The sequence below is a fragment of the Streptomyces sp. NPDC091416 genome (genome assembly GCF_044756845.1).
In the GTDB taxonomy this organism is placed as follows: domain Bacteria; phylum Actinomycetota; class Actinomycetes; order Streptomycetales; family Streptomycetaceae; genus Streptomyces.
In genome coordinates, this window is sequence record NZ_JBIVTU010000014.1 from 173138 (window position 1) to 193103 (window position 19966).

General features: G+C 72.6%; 19 protein-coding genes and 1 pseudogene. 11 read left to right on the forward strand and 9 right to left on the reverse strand.

Features of this window, described 5'->3' with window-relative positions:
- Positions 1-16: 16 nt before the first annotated feature.
- From ACIQMX_RS33620 to iolD, 6 genes are read left to right on the forward strand one after another with little or no spacing between them, the layout of a single operon-like run.
- Positions 17-1015: a Gfo/Idh/MocA family oxidoreductase gene (locus ACIQMX_RS33620; protein WP_363069089.1), complete on the forward strand. Its 999-nt coding sequence runs from the start codon at positions 17-19 to the stop codon at positions 1013-1015.
- Positions 1015-1872, forward strand: a complete 858-nt coding sequence (locus ACIQMX_RS33625; protein WP_402483945.1) for a TIM barrel protein — start codon at positions 1015-1017, stop codon at positions 1870-1872. Before ACIQMX_RS33620 ends, ACIQMX_RS33625 begins: the two co-directional genes overlap by 1 nt.
- The gene (iolC, locus tag ACIQMX_RS33630; protein WP_402483823.1) at positions 1869-2849 is read left to right on the forward strand and encodes a 5-dehydro-2-deoxygluconokinase; all 981 of its coding nucleotides are present in this window, start codon (positions 1869-1871) and stop codon (positions 2847-2849) included. The genes ACIQMX_RS33625 and iolC overlap by 4 nt, the downstream gene beginning before the upstream one ends.
- Complete coding sequence (locus ACIQMX_RS33635; RefSeq protein ID WP_402483825.1) at positions 2842-3717, forward strand: deoxyribose-phosphate aldolase; 876 nt, start codon at positions 2842-2844, stop codon at positions 3715-3717. Before iolC ends, ACIQMX_RS33635 begins: the two co-directional genes overlap by 8 nt.
- A gap of 14 nt (positions 3718-3731) precedes the next feature.
- On the forward strand, positions 3732-4562 hold the full coding sequence (gene iolB, locus ACIQMX_RS33640) for a 5-deoxy-glucuronate isomerase (protein ID WP_363069095.1): 831 nt from the start codon (positions 3732-3734) through the stop codon (positions 4560-4562).
- Complete coding sequence (gene iolD, locus ACIQMX_RS33645) at positions 4559-6415, forward strand: 3D-(3,5/4)-trihydroxycyclohexane-1,2-dione acylhydrolase (decyclizing) (RefSeq protein ID WP_402483827.1); 1857 nt, start codon at positions 4559-4561, stop codon at positions 6413-6415. Before iolB ends, iolD begins: the two co-directional genes overlap by 4 nt.
- A gap of 260 nt (positions 6416-6675) precedes the next feature.
- Here the strand turns inward: iolD and ACIQMX_RS33650 are convergent, their stop codons facing one another.
- The gene (locus ACIQMX_RS33650; RefSeq protein WP_402483829.1) at positions 6676-7056 is read right to left on the reverse strand and encodes a MerR family transcriptional regulator; all 381 of its coding nucleotides are present in this window, start codon (positions 7054-7056) and stop codon (positions 6676-6678) included.
- 49 nt (positions 7057-7105) lie between these two features.
- Here ACIQMX_RS33650 and ACIQMX_RS33655 point away from each other — a divergent pair, with 49 nt between their 5' ends.
- On the forward strand, positions 7106-8392 hold the full coding sequence (locus tag ACIQMX_RS33655; protein WP_402483831.1) for an MFS transporter: 1287 nt from the start codon (positions 7106-7108) through the stop codon (positions 8390-8392).
- Positions 8393-8523: 131 nt separating this feature from the next.
- On the opposite strand, the gene ACIQMX_RS33660 is transcribed toward ACIQMX_RS33655, so the two are convergent.
- A complete protein-coding gene (locus ACIQMX_RS33660; RefSeq protein ID WP_402483947.1) occupies positions 8524-9210 on the reverse strand; it encodes an HAD family hydrolase in 687 nt (228 codons plus the stop codon).
- 116 nt (positions 9211-9326) lie between these two features.
- Here ACIQMX_RS33660 and ACIQMX_RS33665 point away from each other — a divergent pair, with 116 nt between their 5' ends.
- The gene (locus ACIQMX_RS33665) at positions 9327-11909 is read left to right on the forward strand and encodes a bifunctional FO biosynthesis protein CofGH (protein ID WP_363069103.1); all 2583 of its coding nucleotides are present in this window, start codon (positions 9327-9329) and stop codon (positions 11907-11909) included.
- 193 nt (positions 11910-12102) lie between these two features.
- On the forward strand, positions 12103-12360 hold the full coding sequence (locus tag ACIQMX_RS33670; RefSeq protein ID WP_402483833.1) for a hypothetical protein: 258 nt from the start codon (positions 12103-12105) through the stop codon (positions 12358-12360).
- 42 nt (positions 12361-12402) lie between these two features.
- Here the strand turns inward: ACIQMX_RS33670 and ACIQMX_RS33675 are convergent.
- From ACIQMX_RS33675 to ACIQMX_RS33690, 4 genes and pseudogenes are all read right to left on the reverse strand, one after another.
- A pseudogene (locus tag ACIQMX_RS33675) lies at positions 12403-12507 on the reverse strand (dehydrogenase); the annotation flags it as partial.
- Positions 12508-12556: 49 nt separating this feature from the next.
- A complete protein-coding gene (locus ACIQMX_RS33680) occupies positions 12557-13042 on the reverse strand; it encodes an arsenate reductase ArsC (protein ID WP_363069107.1) in 486 nt (161 codons plus the stop codon).
- Positions 13035-14159, reverse strand: a complete 1125-nt coding sequence (gene arsB / locus ACIQMX_RS33685) for an ACR3 family arsenite efflux transporter (protein WP_402483835.1) — start codon at positions 14157-14159, stop codon at positions 13035-13037. The genes ACIQMX_RS33680 and arsB overlap by 8 nt, the downstream gene beginning before the upstream one ends.
- Complete coding sequence (locus ACIQMX_RS33690) at positions 14156-14557, reverse strand: metalloregulator ArsR/SmtB family transcription factor (RefSeq protein ID WP_363069109.1); 402 nt, start codon at positions 14555-14557, stop codon at positions 14156-14158. Before ACIQMX_RS33690 ends, arsB begins: the two co-directional genes overlap by 4 nt.
- Before the next feature lie 80 nt (positions 14558-14637).
- Between ACIQMX_RS33690 and ACIQMX_RS33695 the strand changes: the two genes are divergently transcribed.
- On the forward strand, positions 14638-15117 hold the full coding sequence (locus ACIQMX_RS33695; RefSeq protein ID WP_402483837.1) for an ArsI/CadI family heavy metal resistance metalloenzyme: 480 nt from the start codon (positions 14638-14640) through the stop codon (positions 15115-15117).
- A gap of 339 nt (positions 15118-15456) precedes the next feature.
- Here the strand turns inward: ACIQMX_RS33695 and ACIQMX_RS33700 are convergent, their stop codons facing one another.
- The 3 genes from ACIQMX_RS33700 to ACIQMX_RS33710 form a co-directional block, all read right to left on the reverse strand.
- Positions 15457-16395 (reverse strand): SDR family oxidoreductase, encoded by a 939-nt coding sequence (locus tag ACIQMX_RS33700; protein WP_402483839.1) that lies wholly within the window; start codon positions 16393-16395, stop codon positions 15457-15459.
- 208 nt (positions 16396-16603) lie between these two features.
- Complete coding sequence (locus tag ACIQMX_RS33705) at positions 16604-17698, reverse strand: tyrosine-protein phosphatase (RefSeq protein WP_402483841.1); 1095 nt, start codon at positions 17696-17698, stop codon at positions 16604-16606.
- Between the two features lie 104 nt (positions 17699-17802).
- Complete coding sequence (locus ACIQMX_RS33710) at positions 17803-18711, reverse strand: aminoglycoside phosphotransferase family protein (protein WP_363069117.1); 909 nt, start codon at positions 18709-18711, stop codon at positions 17803-17805.
- Between the two features lie 216 nt (positions 18712-18927).
- Between ACIQMX_RS33710 and ACIQMX_RS33715 the strand changes: the two genes are divergently transcribed.
- A complete protein-coding gene (locus ACIQMX_RS33715) occupies positions 18928-19956 on the forward strand; it encodes a S66 peptidase family protein (RefSeq protein ID WP_402483843.1) in 1029 nt (342 codons plus the stop codon).
- Positions 19957-19966: the final 10 nt, after the last annotated feature.

The following is a 19966-nucleotide window of genomic DNA, read 5'->3' on the forward strand; positions in this document are numbered from 1 at the left end:
CCGGAGGCATTCGCGTATGCGCATCGGACTCATCGGTACCGGCCGGATCGGCACGTTCCACGCCGAGACCCTGATCGGGCTGCCTGCCGTGAAGCGGGTCGTCCTCCATGACGCCCTCGAACACCAGGCGCGCGAGCTGGCCGTCAAACTCGGTGCCGAGTACGCCCCCGGCCTCGACGAGCTGCTGGACTCGGGCCTGGACGGCATCGTGATCGCCGCTCCCACCGCAGCCCACGCGGACCTCGTACGGGCCGCGGCGGGCGCCGGAGTTCCCGTCTTCTGCGAGAAGCCGATCGCCGGCACCCTCGACGGCACCCGCACCCTGCTGGCCGAGCTCGACGGCACCGGCGTCCCGCTCCAGGTCGGCTTCCAGCGCCGCTTCGACGCCGGGTTCACCGCGCTGCGCGACGCCGTCGCCGCCGGTGAGCTGGGCTGGCTCCACACGATCCGGGCGTGCACCGCGGATCCGGCGCCGCCACCGGCCGGATACCTGCCCGCGTCGGGCGGCATCTTCCGCGACTGCGCGGTCCACGACTTCGACACGGTGCGCTGGGTCACCGGCCGCGAGGTCGTCGAGGTCAGCGCGACCGGCGCCAACCGCGGCGATTCCTGCTTCACCGCCGCCGGAGACGTCGACACCGCCGTCACCGTCCTCACCCTCGACGACGGCACGCTCGCGACCTGCACCGCCACCCGGTACAACGGCGCCGGTTACGACGTACGGATGGAAGCGGCCGGCTCCACCGGCACCCTGGCCACCGGCCTCGACCCCCACACCCCCCTCCGCTTCACCGCGGGCGGACCGCAGCCCGGGGCCGTCTCCCACGACGGGTTCCTCAGCCGCTTCCGTGACGCGTACGTCGCCGAACTGACCGCGTTCACCGAGGTGGCCGCGGGCGCCCGCCCCAGCCCGTGCACCGGGGACGACGCGCTGGCGGCCCTGCTGATCGCCGAGGCCGCCGACCTCTCGTGCCGTACCGGCCGGCCCGTACGCGTAGAGGAGGCGGGCCGATGATCCGCGTCGCCGGAGCCCCCATCTCCTGGGGTGTGTGCGAAGTCCCGGGCTGGGGTCACCAGATGGCCCCCGAGCGGGTGCTGGAGGAGATGGCCGCCGCGGGTCTGGCCGCCACCGAGTTCGGGCCCGACGGGTTCCTGCCGCAGGACCCGGACGCCCGTGCGGAACTGCTCGCCGGGCACGGCCTGGCCGCCGTCGGCGGGTTCGTCCCCGTCGTCCTCCACGACCCCGGCCGCGATCCGCTCCCCGAAGTCCGGCGCGCGCTGGCCGGGTTCGGGACCGCGCGGACCCTGGTCCTGGCCGCCGCCACCGGATCCGACGGCTACGACGCCCGCCCGGAGCTCACGGACCGGGAATGGGCCACCCTCCTGTCCCATCTCGACCGGATCGCCGCCCACGCCGGCGTCGAAGGCATCACCGCCACCCTGCACCCGCACATCGGCACGATGGTCGAGGGCCCGGACGAGGTCGAACGCGTCCTCACCGGCAGCTCCGTCCCGCTCTGCCTGGACACCGGCCACCTGCTGGCCGGCGGTACCGACCCCGTGGCCCTGGCCCGCCGGGCCGCCGACCGCATCGCCCACGTCCACCTCAAGGACGTCGACGCGGCGCTCGCCGCCCGCGTCCGGGCCGGGGACGTCACGTACACGGAAGCCGTCCGGACCGGGCTCTACCAGCCGCTCGGCCGGGGAGACGTGGACATCTCCGCGATCACCACGGCCCTGGACGCGGCCGGCTACACCGGGTGGTACGTCCTGGAACAGGACACCGTGCTCGATGCCGAACCCGCCGTGGGCGAGGGCCCGTCGGCCGATGTCGTCGCCTCGCTCGCCCATCTGCGGAAGGTGACGTCATGAACGCCCCGGGGCCCGCCCCCGAGGTCCTGGTCATGGGGCGGCTCGGTGTGGACCTCTACCCGCTCCAGCAGGGCGTGGGCCTGGCCGACGTCGAGTCCTTCGGCAAGCACCTGGGCGGCAGCGCCGCCAACGTCTCCGTCGCCGCCGCCCGGCACGGCCGCCGCACCGCCCTGATCAGCCGTACCGGGCAGGACCCCTTCGGCGACTACCTCAGGACGGAGCTGCGCGGGTACGGAGTCGACGCCTCCCGGGTCGTTCCCGTCGCCGGGCCCCCGACCCCGGTCACCTTCTGCGAGATCTTCCCGCCCGACGACTTCCCCATCTGGTTCTACCGCCCGCCCGGCACCCCGGACCTGCGGATCCGCCCCGAGGAGCTCGACCCGGAGGAAGTGCGGGCGGCCGGACTCCTCTGGGTCACCGGCACCGGGCTGTCCGCCGAACCCAGCGCGTCCGCGCACCTGGCGGCCCTGGCCGCCCGCGACCGCTCGGGCATCACCGTGCTCGACCTCGACTACCGGCCCCGGCTCTGGCCCTCCCCGCAGGCCGCCGGACCCGCACTGCGGGCCGCTCTCGCGGGGGCCACCGTGGCCGTCGGCAACCTCGACGAGTGCGAGGCCGCCGTCGGTGAACGCGACCCGGACGCCGCGGCCGACGCCCTGCTCGCCACCGGCATCGAACTGGCCGTGGTCAAGCAGGGACCCGCGGGCGTGCTGGCACGCACCGCGACCGAACGGGTCGTCGTCGCCCCCCACCCCGTCCGGGTCGTCAACGGCCTGGGAGCGGGCGACGCCTTCGGCGGCGCCCTGTGCCACGGCCTGCTCGCGGGCTGGCCACTGGAGCGGACCCTCCGCTTCGCCAACGCCGCAGGCGCCTTCGTCGCGGGACGGCTCTTCTGCGCCCCCGACATGCCGACTACGTCCCAGGTGGAGGACATGATGGAGCGCGCCCGCTCCCGGGAAGCGGCTCCGCATGCGTGAGGGAGCACTGCGGGCCCTGAGGGAGACCCGGGCCCGGCGGCCCGAGGCGATCCTGGAGGCGGCCCAGCGGCGCAGCCGCCGCCCGATGATCCGGCCGTCCGGCCGGCTGATGCTGGTGGCCGCCGACCATCCGGCCCGCGGCTCCCTCGCCGTCCGCGGCCGGCCCGACGCCATGGCCAACCGCGCCGGACTCCTGGACCGCCTGCTGACCGCGCTGGAACGCCCGGGCGTGGACGGTGTGCTCGCCGCCCCCGACGTCCTGGAGGACCTGCTCCTGCTCGGCGCCCTGGAGGACAAGGTCGTCATCGGCTCGATGAACCGCGGCGGCGTACCCGACACCGTCTTCGAGATGGACGACCGGTTCACCGCCTACGACGCCGCCGCCATCGAGGAGATGGGCTTCAACGCCGGGAAGATGCTCCTGCGCATCGATCCGGCCGACGCCGCCACCGCCTCCACCCTGGCGGGCTGCGCGGACGCCGTCTCCGCCCTCGCGGACCGCCGGCTGACGGCTCTGGTCGAGCCGTTCTGGGTCAGGCGCGGGCCCGACGGGCGAGCCGTCAACGACCTGAGCCCCGAAGCCATGATGCGCGCGCTGGCCATCGCCCAGGGCCTCGGCCGGACCTCCGCCTACACCTGGCTGAAGGTCCCCGTGGTCGACCACATGGAAGCGGTGATGGAGGCGTCGAACCTGCCCGCGCTGCTGCTCGGCGGGGACCCTCCGGGCACCCCCGACGAGACGTACGCCTCCTGGGAGAAGGCGCTCCGGCTCCCCACCGTGCGCGGCCTGGTCGTGGGCCGGTCGCTGCTCTACCCGCCCGACGACGACGTGGCCGCGGCGGTGGACACCGCCGTCGGCCTGCTGTGAGAGGAGAGGACGCCATGGACGGCCATCAGCCCGCGGGCAGCACCGCGCACGGCCCCTGGACCGTGGACACCGCCATGCGGCACACCGGACTGCGGGTACTGGAACTCGAACCCGGCGGCTCCCGGTCCTTCGGTACGGACGAACGCGAAGTCATCGTGCTGCCGCTGTCCGGCTCCTGCTCCGTGCGCTGCGGAGCCGAGGAAGCCGAACTGGCCGGGCGCCCCGGCGTGTTCGAGGGCGTGAGCGACTTCGCGTACGTCCCCCGGCGCAGCGACGCCGTCATCAGCAGCCCCGGCGGCGGCCGGTTCGCGCTGGCGAGCGGTACGGCCGGACGGGACCTGCCGTTCCGCCGCGGCGCCGCCGGGGAGGTCCCGGTCGAGACGCGCGGCGCGGGCTCCTGTCTGCGGCGGGTCCACAACCTGGCCAGCGCCGACGGATTCGCCTGCGACCGGCTGATGGTGGTGGAGGTCCTCACCCCGGACGGCAACTGGTCCAGCTATCCGCCGCACAAGCACGACGAGCACACCGCGACGGAGTCGGAGCTGGAGGAGATCTACTACTTCGAGATCGGCCGCGGCGGCTTCGGCCACCACCGGCTCGGCGGCAGCCCGCCGGGCCCCGCCGGTGAGACGGCCGAAGTCCGCACCGGTGACGTCGTACTGGTCCCGGACGGCTGGCACGGCCCGTCCGCCGCCCTGCCCGGCTACCCGATGTACTACCTCAACGTGATGGCCGGCCCGCACGACGAGCGCGCCTGGCGGATCACCGACGACCCGGCCCACGCCTGGATCCGCGAGACCTGGAGCTCCACGCCGGCCACCTCCCGCGCGGAAGGGACCTCATGATCCGGCTGACCGTCGCCCAGGCGCTGGTGCGCTTCCTGGTCGCCCAGCACACCGAACGGGACGGGGAGAGCCGCCGCCTGTTCGCCGGCTGCTTCGGCATCTTCGGGCACGGCAACGTCGCCGGGCTGGGCCAGGCACTGTGGGAGAACCGCGACCTGACGTACTACCAGGCCCGCAACGAGCAGGCGATGGTGCACACCGCCGCGGCGTACGCCCGGATGTCCGACCGGCTCTCGACGTTCGCCTGTACGTCCTCGGTCGGCCCCGGGGCCACCAACATGATCACCGCCGCCGCCGGAGCCACCGTCAACCGGCTCCCCGTGCTGCTCCTGCCCGGGGACACCTTCGCCACCCGCGTCGCCGAACCGGTGCTCCAGCAGCTGGAGACACCGTGGGCCGGCGATGTGTCCGTGAACGACGCCTTCCGGCCGGTCTCCCGGTACTTCGACCGGATCGCCCGTCCCGAGCAGCTGATCGGCGCCGCCCTGGCGGCCGTACGCACGCTCACCGACCCGGTGGACACCGGCGCGGTGACACTCGCGCTGCCCCAGGACGTGCAGGCGGAGGCGTACGACTGGCCGGAGGAGTTCCTCGCCCACCGGGTGTGGCGCATCGACCGGCCGGCCCCGCAGCCTCAGGCCCTGGCCGACGCCGTCCGGATGATCCGGGCCGCCCGCCGCCCGCTCGTCGTGGCCGGGGGCGGCGTCGTCTACGCGGGCGCCACCGAGGCGCTGGACGCCTTCGCCCGCGCCACCGGGATCCCGGTCGCGGAGACCCAGGCGGGCAAGGGCGCGCTCCGGCACGGCCACCCGTCCTCGGCCGGTGCCATCGGGCACACCGGCACGACGGCGGCCGACGCGCTGGCCCGCGACGCCGACCTGGTGATCGGCATCGGTACCCGCTACAGCGACTTCACGACCGCCTCGCACACCCAGTTCGCCGACCCCGGCGTCCGGTTCCTCAACATCAACGTGGCCCGGTTCGACGCGGTCAAGCACGCCGGACTGGCCATGGTCGCCGACGCCCGCGAGGCCCTGGAGGCGCTGACCGCCGCGCTGGCGGACTGGCAGGTGCCACCGGAGCACCGCGCGCGGACCGCGGCCCTGGCCCGCGACTGGGACGCGGCCGTGGACGCCGCGTACCACCTGGGCCACACCCCGAAGCCGGCCCAGTCCGAAGTGGTCGGCGCGGTCAACGAGGCGGCCGGTGAGGACGGTGTGGTGATCTGCGCCGCCGGATCGCTCCCCGGCGACCTGCACAAGCTCTGGCGGCCGGCGGACCCGAAGCAGTACCACGTCGAATACGGGTACTCCTGCATGGGTTACGAGATCGCGGGCGGGCTCGGCGTGAAGCTCGCCGCCCCGGAGCGCGAGGTCTTCGTCATGGTCGGCGACGGCTCCTACCTGATGATGGCCCAGGAACTGGTCACGGCCGTCGCCGAAGGAATCAAGCTCGTCGTGGTCCTGGTCCAGAACCACGGCTACGCGTCCATCGGGGCGCTCTCCGAGGCGGTCGGCGCACCCCGCTTCGGCACCTGGTACCGCTACCGCGACGCGGACAGCGGAGCGCTGGAGGGCGACCGGCTCCCCGTCGACCTGGCGGCCAACGCGGCGAGCCTGGGCGTGGACGTCCTGCGGGCCACCACGGTCGCCGAACTCCGCGGCGCACTCACCGAGGCCCGCGCCTTTGACCGCTGCACGGTGATCCACGTCGAGACGGACCCGCTGGTGCCCGCGCCGTCCTCCGGCGCCTGGTGGGACGTGCCGGTCGCGGAGGTCTCCACGGCCCCGGAGACCGGGGCCGCCCGGGAGGCGTACGTGAAGGCGAAGTCCGCGCAGCGGCCGTACCTCTGAGGACGCGCGGAGGTGGAGCGCGCGCCGGCGTGTCGGCAGCCTGTTCGCTGATCGCCAGGAGTGAGGCCGCTCCGGCCGGCACGTGGACGAGAGCGTGCCGTATCCCGCGAACGGCTCGCGGAGCGGGGACCTCGGCCACGCGGTCCAGCAGGCCGGGACGGTCGGCCGGCCGCAGCGGAGGCTGACCACCGAACTGGTCAAGAACGGGAGGGATCAGGGGGATGCGGATGCGGGCACGGTCCTCCGCATGGCTGGGCGGCTCAGGCGAGCGTTGATTCTTGATCGGCCCGGTTGGTGCGGAGGCGTCGCAGGTGCTGCTGGACGGCGTTCCGGCTGAAGCTCAGGCACTTGACCTGGCTGTCGAGGCGGGCGAACTCGGCGTCGAACAGTGCGATCAGGTCGTCTCCGTCGCCTGATTCGTCCCCGTCCACCTGGTTTTCCCGGAGCAGCGGCAGGATCAGTCTGGTCGGCAGCCCTGATCTGACCAGGCTGCTCACCAGCGTTGCCTGTTCGACGTCCGCCTCCTGATAGTGCCGGTAGCCGCTCGGTGCGCGCTCCGGCCTCAACAGCCCCCGCTCCTCGTAGTACCGCAGCATCCGGATCGGAATCCGGGTGCGCTTGGACAGCTCGCCGATCCGCATCAACCGCTCCTTGACTCTCACATGAATGTGAGACTTTACGGTACCGACCATGAGCACTCAACCCACCGAAATTTCCGCGGAAGCGACGCCCGGGCTGCCCTGGGGAGCACTGCTTCTTCTCTCGGGCGCGGCCTTCGCCACCGTCACCACCGAACTGCTGCCCGCGAGCGTGCTGCTGCAGCTCAGCGACGGCCTGGACATCACACCCGCGACCGCCGGCGGACTGGTCGGCGCATGGGCACTGACGATCGCCGTGGCCAGCGTCCCGCTGACCCGGCTGACCGCACGGGTACCGCGCCGACGGCTCTTCACCCTCATTCTGCTGCTGCTCGCCCTCGCGACCACCGGCACCGCGCTCGCCCCGTCCTACGGGTGGGCGCTCGCCAGCCGGATCACCGCCGCCGCCGCGCACGGCCTCTTCTGGTCGCTGCTCGTGCCGACGGTGGCCACACTCGTCCCGCCGGCGCGGACCGGCCGGGCCGTCTCGGTCGTGCTGGCCGGTCCCGCGATGGCCGGCATCGTCGGCATTCCGCTCGGCGCTACCGTCGGCGTCTCGCTCGGGTGGCGGGTCTCCTTCGGCGCATTGGCGGCGCTGCTCGCGCTGGCGGCCCTGGGCATCCGTTCCCTGCCGCTCTCGGACGCGCCCCAGTCGGCCGTGCGGCAGGAAGGCCGGGACCCGGCACTGTGGACCGTACTCGGCGTCGCGCTGGCCGGAGGGCTCGTCATCACCGGCCACTTCCTGCTCTACACGTACATCGCGCCGCTGCTCAAGCAGTTCGGCGGTTACGACAACGCCACCAGCGGCATACTGCTGTTCGTCTTCGGAGTGGCAGGGGTGGTCGGCACCATCGGGGCCGGATCGCTCTCCGACCGGTTCCCGCGGCAGGCGCTCACCTGGGTCAGCGTTGCCTTCGCCGGCAGCGCCGCCTCACTGCTCCTGCTCGATCTCCATCTCTCCGTGGCCGTCGTGGTGATCGCGGGCTGGGGCGTACTCATCGGGCTGCTGCCACCGGTCTTCCAGATGCACCTGCTCCGGATCGCCTCGCCCGGCCGGGAGGCCGCCTCCGGGGCGATCGGCATCACCGTACTCAACCTCGGTATCGCCACCGGGGCGACGCTCGGCGGGGCGGTACTCGACAACTGGCAGGCCGGAGCCCTGCCCGTCGTCGCCGCCGCGGTCATCGCCGCAGCCACCTTCGGACTGGTGGTCAACGGACTCCGGGGCCGGCCCGCCGCCGGTCAGAAGTCCGGAGCCGAGCACACCGGTGTTGTCCGAGAAGGCGACGATCCCGCAGGCACCGGCGCACAGGATTCCTCCGCCGCAGAAGCCCACTGACGGGCTGCTCCACGCGCCTTCGCCGATCGGCGGGTGCCGGTGGTCAACGGGCCGGCCATGAGCCCGATGACAGCAGGCACTCCTCGGCGGCCCGACAGCGGAGCCAGGCGCCCCCGTACCGCCCGGTCCGGCTACAGCGCCCGCAATGCCCGCGGGCGGGGCGGTTCCGGCGTGTCCGGGGCCTTGCTCAGGAGGGCCGGCAGCTCCGTCAGCGCGTTGATGCGGAAGTCGGCCGTCTCCACCACGTCCGGGTGGTCCGCCCACCAGTACCCGCACGCGCCCCGCCGGATGTGCGCCGCCCGCAGCCCCGAGGACTTGGCCGGGAACAGGTCGCCCGCCGGGTGGTCGCCCACGTACAGCGTCGACCGGGGGTCCGACCCGGACGCCTCCAGGACCCGGGCGAAGAACTCCGGGTCCGGCTTGGCGACGCCCCACTCGTCCGAGGTGACCACCAGGTCCGCGGGCAGGTCCAGCGCCCGCAGCAGTTCCCCGGCCCGTACCGTCCCGTTGCCCGCGACGACCACCCGTGCGCCCAGCGCGCGCAGTTCGGCCAGCGCCGGGCGCACGTCCGGGTAGAGGTCCGACTCGTCCAGGTGCTCGCCGCGTCCGGCGGCGGCGCGGGCCTGCGAGGCCTCGGTGACGTCCATGTCGGGGCGCAGCATGCTCAGCGCGTCGGCGCTGTCCCGGCCCTGGACGACCGCGGCCCCGACCAGCGCACTCAGCGTGTGCGGCGGGACGCCGAGCCAGTTGGCCCAGGACGCCCAGTAGCGGTCGTCGCGGATGAGTGTCTCGCCGATGTCGAAGACGATCGTTTCCATCACCGGGCCGAGCCTACGGGGCGGGGACCGCTGCGCGGCCGAGGCGCCAGGGGCGTGGGTGACCTGCGGGAGATCCGGCCGGTCACCGGGCGACTACTCGCTCGTATGCTCGGGTCATGACCGATCCTCAGCGCGGACGCCCCACCACCAACTCCATGCGACGTGCCCTCAAGCGTGCCAGAGACGGGGTCGCCCTCGACGTGGCCGAGGCCGCCGTCCTGCTCCAGGCGCGCGGCGACGATCTGACGGATCTCGCCGCCTCCGCCGCCCGGGTGCGGGACGCGGGTCTGGAGGCGGCGGGCCGGCCCGGTGTCATCACGTACTCCCGCAAGGTCTTCATCCCGCTGACCCGCCTCTGCCGCGACAAGTGCCATTACTGCACCTTCGTCACCGTCCCCGGCAAGCTCCGGCGCGAGGGCCACGGCATGTTCCTCTCCCCGGACGAGGTCCTCACCATCGCCCGCGAGGGTGCCGCGATGGGCTGCAAGGAGGCGCTGTTCACGCTGGGCGACCGGCCGGAGGACCGCTGGCCCGAGGCCCGGGAGTGGCTGGAGGCCGAGGGGTACGACGACACCCTCGCGTACGTGCGCGCCATGGCGATCCGCGTCCTGGAGGAGACCGGGCTCCTCCCGCACCTCAACCCGGGCGTGATGACCTGGACGGACCTCCAGCGCCTCAAGCCCGTCGCCCCGTCCATGGGCATGATGCTGGAGACGACCGCGACCCGTCTGTGGTCCGAGCCCGGTGGCCCGCACCACGGCTCCCCGGACAAGGAACCGGCCGTCCGCCTGCGCGTGCTCGAAGACGCCGGGCGCTCCAACGTCCCCTTCACCACCGGCATCCTCATCGGCATCGGCGAGTCGTACGAGGAACGCGCCGACTCCCTCTTCGAGCTGCGCAGGACCGCCCGTGCCTACCACGGCATCCAGGAGGTCATCGTCCAGAACTTCCGCGCCAAGCCCGACACGGCGATGCGCGCCATGCCGGACGCGGAGCTGGAGGAGCTGGCCGCCGCCATCGCCGTCGCCCGCCACATCCTCGGCCCGTCCGCCCGCATCCAGGCCCCGCCGAACCTCGTCGACGCCGAGTACGCGCTGATCGTCGGCGCCGGGATCGACGACTGGGGCGGCGTCTCCCCGCTGACCCCGGACCATGTGAACCCCGAGCGCCCCTGGCCGCACATCGACGAACTCGCCGCGCGTACGGCCGACGTGGGCTTCGAGCTCCGCGAACGCCTCACCATCTACCCGGAGTTCATCCAGCGAGGCGAGCCCTGGCTCGACCCCCGCCTCCTCCCGCACGTCCGCGCGCTGGCCGACCCGGAGACCGGGCTCGCCAAAGAAGGCGCGATCCCCGCCGGCCTGCCCTGGCAGGAGCCCGACGAGGGCTTCAACGCCTCCGGCCGCACGGACCTGCACCGCACCATCGACACCGAGGGCCGCACCGGCGACCGCCGCGACGACTTCGACGTGGTCTACGGGGACTGGGAGGCGCTCCGCGAGGCGGCGGTGCCCGGCATGGTCCCGTCCCGCATCGACACCGATGTGAAGGGCGCGCTCAGCCAGGCCGCCGCCGACCCGACGAAGCTGACCGACGCCCAGGCGCTCACCCTGCTGCACGCGGACGGCCCGGCGCTCGACGAGCTGTGCCGCATCGCGGACACCCTGCGCCGTGACGTCGTCGGCGACGACGTCACGTACATCGTCACGCGCAACATCAACTTCACCAACGTCTGCTACACCGGATGCCGCTTCTGCGCCTTCGCCCAGCGGCGTACCGACGCCGACGCGTACACCCTGTCCCTGGACCAGGTCGCCGACCGGGCCGCACAGGCCTGGGACGTCGGAGCGGTCGAGGTCTGCATGCAGGGCGGCATCCACCCGGACCTGCCCGGCACCGCGTACTTCGACATCGCGCGGGCGGTGAGGGAGCGCGTGCCGGGCATGCACGTCCACGCCTTCTCCCCGATGGAGGTCGTCAACGGCGCGACCCGCACCGGCATGTCCATCCGCGACTGGCTCCTCGCCGCGAAGGAGGCCGGGCTCGGCTCCATTCCAGGCACGGCGGCGGAGATCCTCGACGACGAGGTCCGCTGGATCCTCACCAAGGGCAAGCTGCCGACGGCGGAGTGGCTGGAGGTCATCAGGACCGCCCACGAGGTGGGCCTGCGCTCCTCGTCCACGATGATGTACGGCCACGTCGACCAGCCCCGCCACTGGCTGGGCCACCTGCGCACCCTCGCCGACCTCCAGCAGGAGACGGGCGGCTTCACGGAGTTCGTGACGCTGCCCTTCATCCACACCAACGCCCCCGTCTACCTGGCCGGCATCGCCCGCCCCGGCCCGACCGACCGCGACAACCGCGCCGTCACCGCGATGGCCCGGCTGCTGCTCCACCCGCACATCACCAACATCCAGACCAGCTGGGTGAAGCTGGGCACGGAGGGTGCGGCGGAGATGCTCCGCTCGGGCGCGAACGACCTGGGCGGCACGCTGATGGAGGAGACGATCTCCCGTATGGCCGGGTCGAGTTACGGCTCGTACAAGTCCGTACAGGACCTGATCGCCGTGGCCGACGCCGCCGGCCGCCCGGCGAAGCCGCGTACGACGCTGTACGGAGAGGTCCCGGCGGAGCGGGTCGCGGCCGCGGCCGCCTCGGACGGACACCTGCCGGAGCTGCTGCCGGTGCTGCCGCAGTAACGGGGCGCGGACCGCTTCCGGAGCCCGGGCTCCGGAAGCGGCTTGTTCCTATGCGCGTTCGCATCGCGCCACTCGGACGAGTGAGTGTCCTTCGGGAGCGCATCCGCGCTGTTCCGATCGGCATATGCTCCCGGCGAGATGGAGCCGTGCAGGCCTGGGCAATCGCCCGGCCGCACAACAGTGGAGGAACCTGGTGGCCGTGGACCTTTCCTTCTACAAGTCCGCCATCTCCGAAGAAATCCGGGACGAAGGCCGTTCGGAAGGCCTTTCGGAAGGTCGCTCCGAGGGCATCGCGCAGGGCATCCTGCTCTTCCTCGCGCAGGCGGGCATCGACGTCCCGGACGAGGCGCGCGAACGGATCACCACGTGCCGCGATATCGACACCCTCAACCGCTGGCTCCTGCGCGCCCCCACTGCCCGGTCGGCCGAGGACGTCTTCGCCGGGGAGTAGCGAGGCCCTCGGCCGGGGCGGGCTACCCCGGAGGCCTGACCCTCAGCGGTACCCCGTCGCGTCCGCCGGCTTTCCCGCGCCGTCGACCTCGACCAGGTAGCGCCGGCAGTCCGGGCGGGAGCCGTCCAGGTCGGTGAAGCCGTACTCGGCCCCGCCCTCGTACAGCTACCGCCAGGTGGCGTCCCGCACTGGGTAACTACTTGGGGCTGCGATCGCGCTGTTGGAGGGCGGCGAAGTCTGAGTGCGGCGCGGTCTCGACGGCTTCGGGGTACGCCTGGCTCTTCTCGTGTTCGGCGAGCAGGCCGCGGATGCGCTGTTCGATCTGGTCGCGAATCGCTCGTACGGCGTCGAGGTCCTGCCCGGCCGGGTCGTCGAGCTTCCAGTCGAGGTACTTCTTGCCGGGGAATACGGGGCAGGTGTCGCCGCAGCCCATGGTGATCACCACATCGGACGCCTGGACGGCGGCGATGGTCAGCACCTTCGGGGTCTCGGCGGACATGTCGATGCCGACCTCCGCCATCGCCCGTACGGCGGTCGGGTTCACGGCGTCGGCCGGCGCGGACCCGGCGGAGCGGACCTCGACCTTGCCCTTGGAGAGGTGGGTGAGGAAGGCGGCGGCCATCTGGGAGCGGCCGGCGTTGTGGACGCACACGAACAGTACGGACGGCTTGGTCTCAGACACGGGCGGAACCTTCCGGAGCGACGACCGGTCCGGCTGCCGGGGTGGTCCGGGGGAAGAAGCGTCGGGCGGCCAGGGCGACGTAGACCAGGCCGATGAGGACCGGCACCTCGATGAGGGGGCCGACGACTCCGGCGAGGGCCTGGCCTGAGGTGGCGCCGAAGGTGGCGATGGCGACCGCTATGGCCAGCTCGAAGTTGTTGCCCGCAGCGGTGAATGCCAGCGTCGTGGCCTTCGGGTAGTCCAGTCCGACCGCGCGCCCAGTGGCCATGGAACCGGCCCACATGATGGCGAAGTACGCCAGCAGTGGCAGCGCGATCCGGGCGACGTCGAGCGGCTGGGAGGTGATGGCGTCGCCCTGGAGGGCGAACAGCACCACGATCGTGAACAGCAGGCCGTACAGGGCGAACGGGCCGATCCGGGGGATCAACGTGTTCTCGTACCAGGTACGGCCCTTGGTCTTCTCGCCCAGGCGGCGGGTGAGGAACCCGGCCAGCAGCGGGATACCGAGGAAGATCAGCACGCTGCGGGCGATCTCCCAGACGGACACGTCGAGCGCGGTCTGCTCCAGACCGAGCCAGCCGGGGAGTGCGGAGAGGTAGAACCAGCCGAGCAGGCTGAACGCGAGAACCTGGAAGACGGAGTTCAGAGCGACGAGTACGGCGGCGGCTTCGCGATCGCCGCAGGCGAGGTCGTTCCAGATGATGACCATGGCGATGCAGCGGGCGAGGCCGACGATGATCAGGCCGGTGCGGTACTCGGGCAGGTCCGGCAGGAAGGCCCAGGCCAGGGCGAACATCAGGGCCGGGCCGACGATCCAGTTCAGGACCAGGGACGGGATGAGCAGGCGCCGGTCGCGGGTGACGGTGTCGAGTCGGTCGTAGCGGACTTTGGCCAGTACCGGATACATCATCACGAGTAGGCCGAGCGCGATGGGCAGCGAGACGCCGGTGATGGTGACCTTGGCGAGCGCGTCCCCGAGGCCGGGAACGAGGCGGCCCAGGCCGAGGCCGGCCGCCATCGCGATCAGAATCCACACGGCGAGGAAGCGGTCCAGGAACGACAGTCGCCGGGCGACCGGCCCTGCGGGCGCCGCCGTGGTGGTCGCGTCGGTGCTCACGAGGCGGTCCCGGCGGCCGCGGTCTCAGGCAGGGGCTGTCCGGCGGGACGGGTGAGGACCGCCGCGAGGCGGTCGGTCATCTGCGGCAGCAGCCGGTAGTACACCCAGGTCCCGCGCCGCTCGGAGTCGATGAGCCCGGCCTGCTTCAGCAGTTTCAGGTGGTGGGAGATCGTCGGCTGGGACAGGTCGAAGGCTGGGGTGAGGTCACAGACACAGACCTCCCCGCCCGCGCGGGAGGCGATCATCGACAGCAGCCGCAGCCGGACCGGGTCGCCCAGCGCCTTGAACACCTTCGCCAGAGTCTCTGCCCGGTCTTCGTCCAGCGGGGCGGTCAGCAGGGCGGGGCAGCATCCCTCGGCGTCGTCCTGGCCCAGCACCACAAGCTCTTGTTTCGACATTCTTCTATGTTGACGTTATTCGATCCAAGGCGCAAGGTTGAATCGACAGGCATCAATGCAACCTGATCGGGGAGACCGCCATGTCTCGTGCCCAGCTCGCGCTCAACGTCGCCGACCTCGAAGCGTCGGTCACCTTCTACTCCAAGCTCTTCGGCGTCGAGCCCGCCAAGCGGCGCCCCGGCTACGCAAACTTCGCAATCACCACACCGCCGCTCAAGCTCGTCCTCATCGAGGGCGAGCCGGGACAGGAGACCCGCCTGGACCACTTGGGTGTCGAGGTGGAGACCGCCGACGAGGTCACCGCCGCCACCACCCGCCTCAAGGACGCCGGGCTCGCGACCTTCGAGGAGAACGACACCTCCTGCTGCTACGCCCTCCAGGACAAGGTGTGGGTCCACGGCCCCGGCAAGGAGCCGTGGGAGGTCTACGTCGTCAAGGCCGACGCCGACCAGCTGGGCAAGATCCCCGCTCTCGGCGGCGACGCCTGCTGCACCAGCCGGAGCGAGACCGTCGAGACCGCGACGCCCGAACCGGCGGCGGGCTGCGCCTGCGGCAGCTGAGCTGGCCTGGGGGCGGCCGTCCCGGCGCTCGTCACACCGGGGCGGCCGCCCCCTCGCCCGGCGGACCGCGCTGGCACTTGGTGGCCCGCAGCACACGGGCGTCGTCGGCGAGGGGGCGGAGCTTGCCGGCCGTGCTTGAAGCCGTGCGGCGGGCCCCAGCGGCAGAGCAGTCCGCTGGGGCCGGACGCGTCGGCGCGCGAACGGATCACCACGTGCCGCGATATCGACACCCTCAACCGCTGGCTCCTGCGCGCCCCCACTGCCCGGTCGGCCGAGGACGTCTTCGCCGGGGAGTAGCGAGGCCCTCGGCCGGGGCGGGCTTCCCCGGAGGCCTGACCCTCAGCGGTACCCCGTCGCGTCCGCCGGCTTTCCCGCGCCGTCGACCTCGACCAGGTAGCGCCAGCAGTCCGGGCGGGAGCCGTCCAGGTCGGTGAAGCCGTACTCCTGGGCGAGCTGCCCGCTGGACAGTGACTGGCCGGTCCAGCGCGCGAGGCCGTTGTCCCCGGCCAGGGCGGCGACCGCACGCCCCACGTACGACGGGCTCTCCGAGATGCAGAAGTGGGGTACGTCGGTCAGCGCGTCGCGCCAGTTGTCCTCGGACACGCCGAAGGCGTCGAGCATCATCTCCGAGCGCAGCCAGCCCGGGGTGAGCGCCACCGCCGTGCCGCCGTGCGGCTTCAGCTCGTGTGCCAGCACGAACGCCATGCGCAGGACACTGTTCTTCACCAGGTCGTAGAAGTAGGAGTTGCGGTAGTTCGCGTGGTTGTACGCGGCGGTCCCGTCGGTCATCTCGACCACGAGCCCGCCCGGGCGGCGCACCAGCAGCGGCAGCAGGAAGTGGCTGGTGATCGCGTGTGTCTCCACGCCCAGCCGGAGCAGCCGCAGCCCGTCGTCCAGGTCGTGTTCCCACACCGGCTTGTCGAACGCGAACAGCCGCTCGCCGCCCCAGATGTCGTTGACGAGCACGTCCAGCCGTCCCTGCTCGGCGTCGATCCGCTCGGCCAGGGCGCGGACCTCGTCGGGGACAAGGTGGTCGGTCGGCACCGCGATGCCGGTTCCTCCGGCGGCGGTGACGAGCTCCGCGGTGTCCTCGATCGTCTCCGGCCGGTCGTACTCGGAGCGCCGCTCCCGGGTGGTGCGGCCGGTGACGTAGACGGTCGCACCCGCCGCGCCGAGCTGGACGGCGATGCCGCGGCCGGCGCCGCGGGTGGCCCCCGCGACCAGGGCGATCTTTCCGTGGAGTGCCGGTGCCGGTGCCGGTGCCGAGGTGTCGGGCATGCGTCCCCTTGAGGTTCGTGGTTGCCTGTTGCGCCCCGGTCCACGCAGGTCGTCGATGAGGGCCGGTGGCCCCATGCTGGACGCGATACCGGACACCGTGTGTCTTATTTCTTCGTGTTTCGCGCGCGGGGCCCGACGCGGGCACGGCGCTGCCCCGCACCTGGAGGGATCCGGTACGGGGCAGCGCGGCGGCGGGAGCTCCGTGGCGTCAGCCGACCAGCAGGTCCCGCTTCAGCGCGCGCACGTCCTTGGCGTCCAGGCCGAGTGCCTGCTTCTCGTACGCGCCGAACGAGCCGAACGTCTCGGAGATCTCCTGGAACCCGGAGTTCAGGTACGCGGGCCGGACATCGAGCAGCGGCTTGTACACCGCTGCCTGCGCCGCCGGCATCGAGGCGAGGGCCGCCGCGTTCGCCTCGGCACGGTAGTCGTTGGAGGCCAGGTAGTCGGCCATCACGGTGGAGCGCGGCACCCCGAGGGCCGTCAGCAGGGCGGCGTTCGCCCAGCCCGTGCGGTCCTTGCCCGCCGTGCAGTGGAAGACGACACCGCGGGCGCTGTCGTCGCCGATGCCGGAGAACACGGTGCGGTAGGCCTTCTTGGCGGTGGCTCCGCTGACCATGAACTTCTCGCCGTCGACCATCATGGCCTCGGCCTCGGCCGCGGTCGCCGGCATGGCGGTGAACGTCGGAGATCCCGCCAGCACATCCGCGACGACGTGGGTCGCACCGGCCGGGACCCGGTCGGGGGCGGCGGCGCGCTCCGACTCCATGCGCAGGTCGAAGACCGTCGTGACGGACAGCCGCCGCAGCTTCGCCAGATCGGCGGACGTCAGCTTGTCCAGGGCGTCCGAGCGGTAGATCTCGCCCATCTTCACCCAGTGGCCGTCCGCGGTGCGGTAGCCGCCCGCGTCACGGAAGTTGACGGCTCCCTGGAGCCGGATCAGCCGGTCGGCGAGGTGCAGCGAGGCGCCGCGCTCGGGGACCAGATCGAACCACTGGCGGTCGGCGGCGGGCAGCCCGCGCACGGTGACCCTGCCGGCGGAACCGCCGGAGGCGACGGTACGGCCGTTGGCCCGCACGGCCACGTGACGGAGGCCGGGGGCCTTCCACTCCACGGTGTACGAACCGTTGTCGTGCGCCGTCACCGTGGCCGCGGTGAACGGGATGCGCCCGTGGGAGGAGGCGGGCCCGTGCCCGGCGGGGGCGTGCGGGGCGGCGGCCGCGGCCGCCGGTACTGCGAGGCCGGCCAGGAGGGCGGCGGCGGCCAGGGCGTAGGAGGAGGCCCTGACACGAGTCATCTGCGTCATGGGTGCAGGTTCGAACGCCTGCGCGTGGAGTGGCGTAACGCCGGGTGAACGGGGCACGAAGCGAGGTCCAACAGCGCTTCCGCGCCATCCGGAGCGAGCCGCTGTCACCCGCACCGGTCGTGTTCGGCCAGCACGTCGTCGATCACGCGCCGCTCGTTGTCCGCCCGTTCCGGATCCGTGCCGACGAACCCGGTCAGGTTCAGCAGCGCCTTCCACAGGGCCCAGCCCCGGGCCCGTGCCCAGGTACCGGCGTCCTGGCCGACGGCCGTACGGAACGCCTCCCGGCTCTCGCCGTGGAACATGCCCCAGGCGATCACCAGGTCGCAGGCCGGGTCGCCCACGCCCGACGTCCCGAAGTCGATGACGGCCGACAGCTCGCCGTCCTCGACGAGCAGGTTGCCGGAGGCGATGTCGCCGTGGAACCAGACGGGTTCGCCGCGCCATTCGGCGGCCAGGGCGGCGTCCCAGACCGCGCGCGCCCGGTCCGTGTCGACATGGTCCTCCAGCGCGGCCAGGCAGCGCCGGGTCTCCTCGTCGTAGTGGGCGGGCGACGCGCCCCGGTACCAGCTGTGCTCCCCGGCGAGCGGGCCGCCCGCCGCGTCGCAGCGCTGGAGGGCGCGGACGAACTCGGCCACCTGGACCGCGAACGTTGAGAGGTCGTCGAATCGGGCCCGGGCGGCGGTCTCGCCCCGCAGCCAGCGCCGCACCGACCACGGATACGGATAGCCCTCGCCCGGAGCCCCCAGGGCGAGTACCGGAGGCACGGCGACCGGCAGCGTCGGGGCGAGGCGCGGCAGCCAGTGGTGCTCCTTCTCCACCGCGGGGACGTAACCGGCGGCGGTGGGCAGCCGGGCCGTCATCGCGTCGCCGAGGCGATAGGTCCGGTTGTCCCAGCCGTCGACCTCGACGGGTGTCACGGGAAGCCCGCTCCACTGAGGGAACTGGGCGTCGATCAGGCGCTTGACGAGCGCGGCGTCGATGCCGGCGCGACCGTCGGGGTGGGGGGAAGCCATCACGCGATCATCGCTCCGGACGGCCGGTCGGCACAACGAGATTTCGCCGCCCGGCCCCGGCGGCCTCACGTGCGGGGGTCGCCGATCCGGCTGCGCCGCCACCGTCCGACACCCGGTCCGGTGTCGGGCTCCGCTGCGCTCCGGGGGAGGGAGCCCGCGAGCCCGCGTGCCGGAAATCGTTCGGCACGGCCGCAGCGGCGTGCCAGAATCCGGCGCATGTCAGTTCGATATCCGCACCCCTTGCGTCCCGGTGACCGCGTCGGCATCACTTCACCTTCGAGCGGCGTCCCGGACGACCTTCGCGCACGCCTCGACGTGGCCGTCCGTACCGTGGAGGCCCGGGGGTACGAGGTCGTCGTCGGGCACTGCATGGACGGCGCCGGTCATGCCAGCGCTCCTGCGGCCGACCGCGCCGACGAGCTGATGGCCATGCTGACGGATCCGGGCATCAGGGCGGTGGTGCCGCCCTGGGGCGGGGAGATGGCGATCGACCTGCTGCCCCTGCTCGACTGGGACCGGCTGCGCGACGCCGAGCCGACCTGGCTGGTCGGGTTCTCCGACATGTCGACCGTCCTGACGCCGCTCACCCTCCTCACCGGCGTGGCGACCCTGCACGGCAACAACCTGATGGACACGCCCTACCGGGCGCCCGAGGGGCTCCTGTCGTGGCTCGACATCGCCGCCGCTCCACAGGGGCACCCCTTCACACAGTCCCCGCCCCACCGCCACCGCGCCACGGGCTGGGACGACTACCGCGCCCGGCCCGAGGTGAGCGAGTACACGCTCGATACGCCGGGCCGGTGGACCAGGCTGGACGCCGACGGTGACGTGGAGGTCGAAGGACGCCTGATCGGGGGCTGCATCGAGACACTCTGCAACCTCACGGGAACGGGCTACCTCGACGCCTCCGCCTTCGCGCGCGCCCACGCCCCGGAGGGGCTCCTCGTCTATGTGGAAGCGGGCGGCGACGAGGCCCTCACCATTTGCAGGAACCTTCACGGGATGCGCCTGGCCGGCTTCTTCGACGCGGCGAACGCGGTGCTCGTCGCCCGGACCTCGGCACCGGACGCCGCCTCGCTCACCCAGCACCAGGCCGTTCTCGACGCGCTGGGCCCGTTGAACGTCCCGATCATCGCCGATGTCGAGTGCGGGCATGTGCCGCCGTACCTGCCCCTGGTCAACGGAGCGCGCGGCCGGGTCGTCCACACCCCGACCCGGAGCGAACTGACCCAGACCCTGGACTGACGCGCCGAGC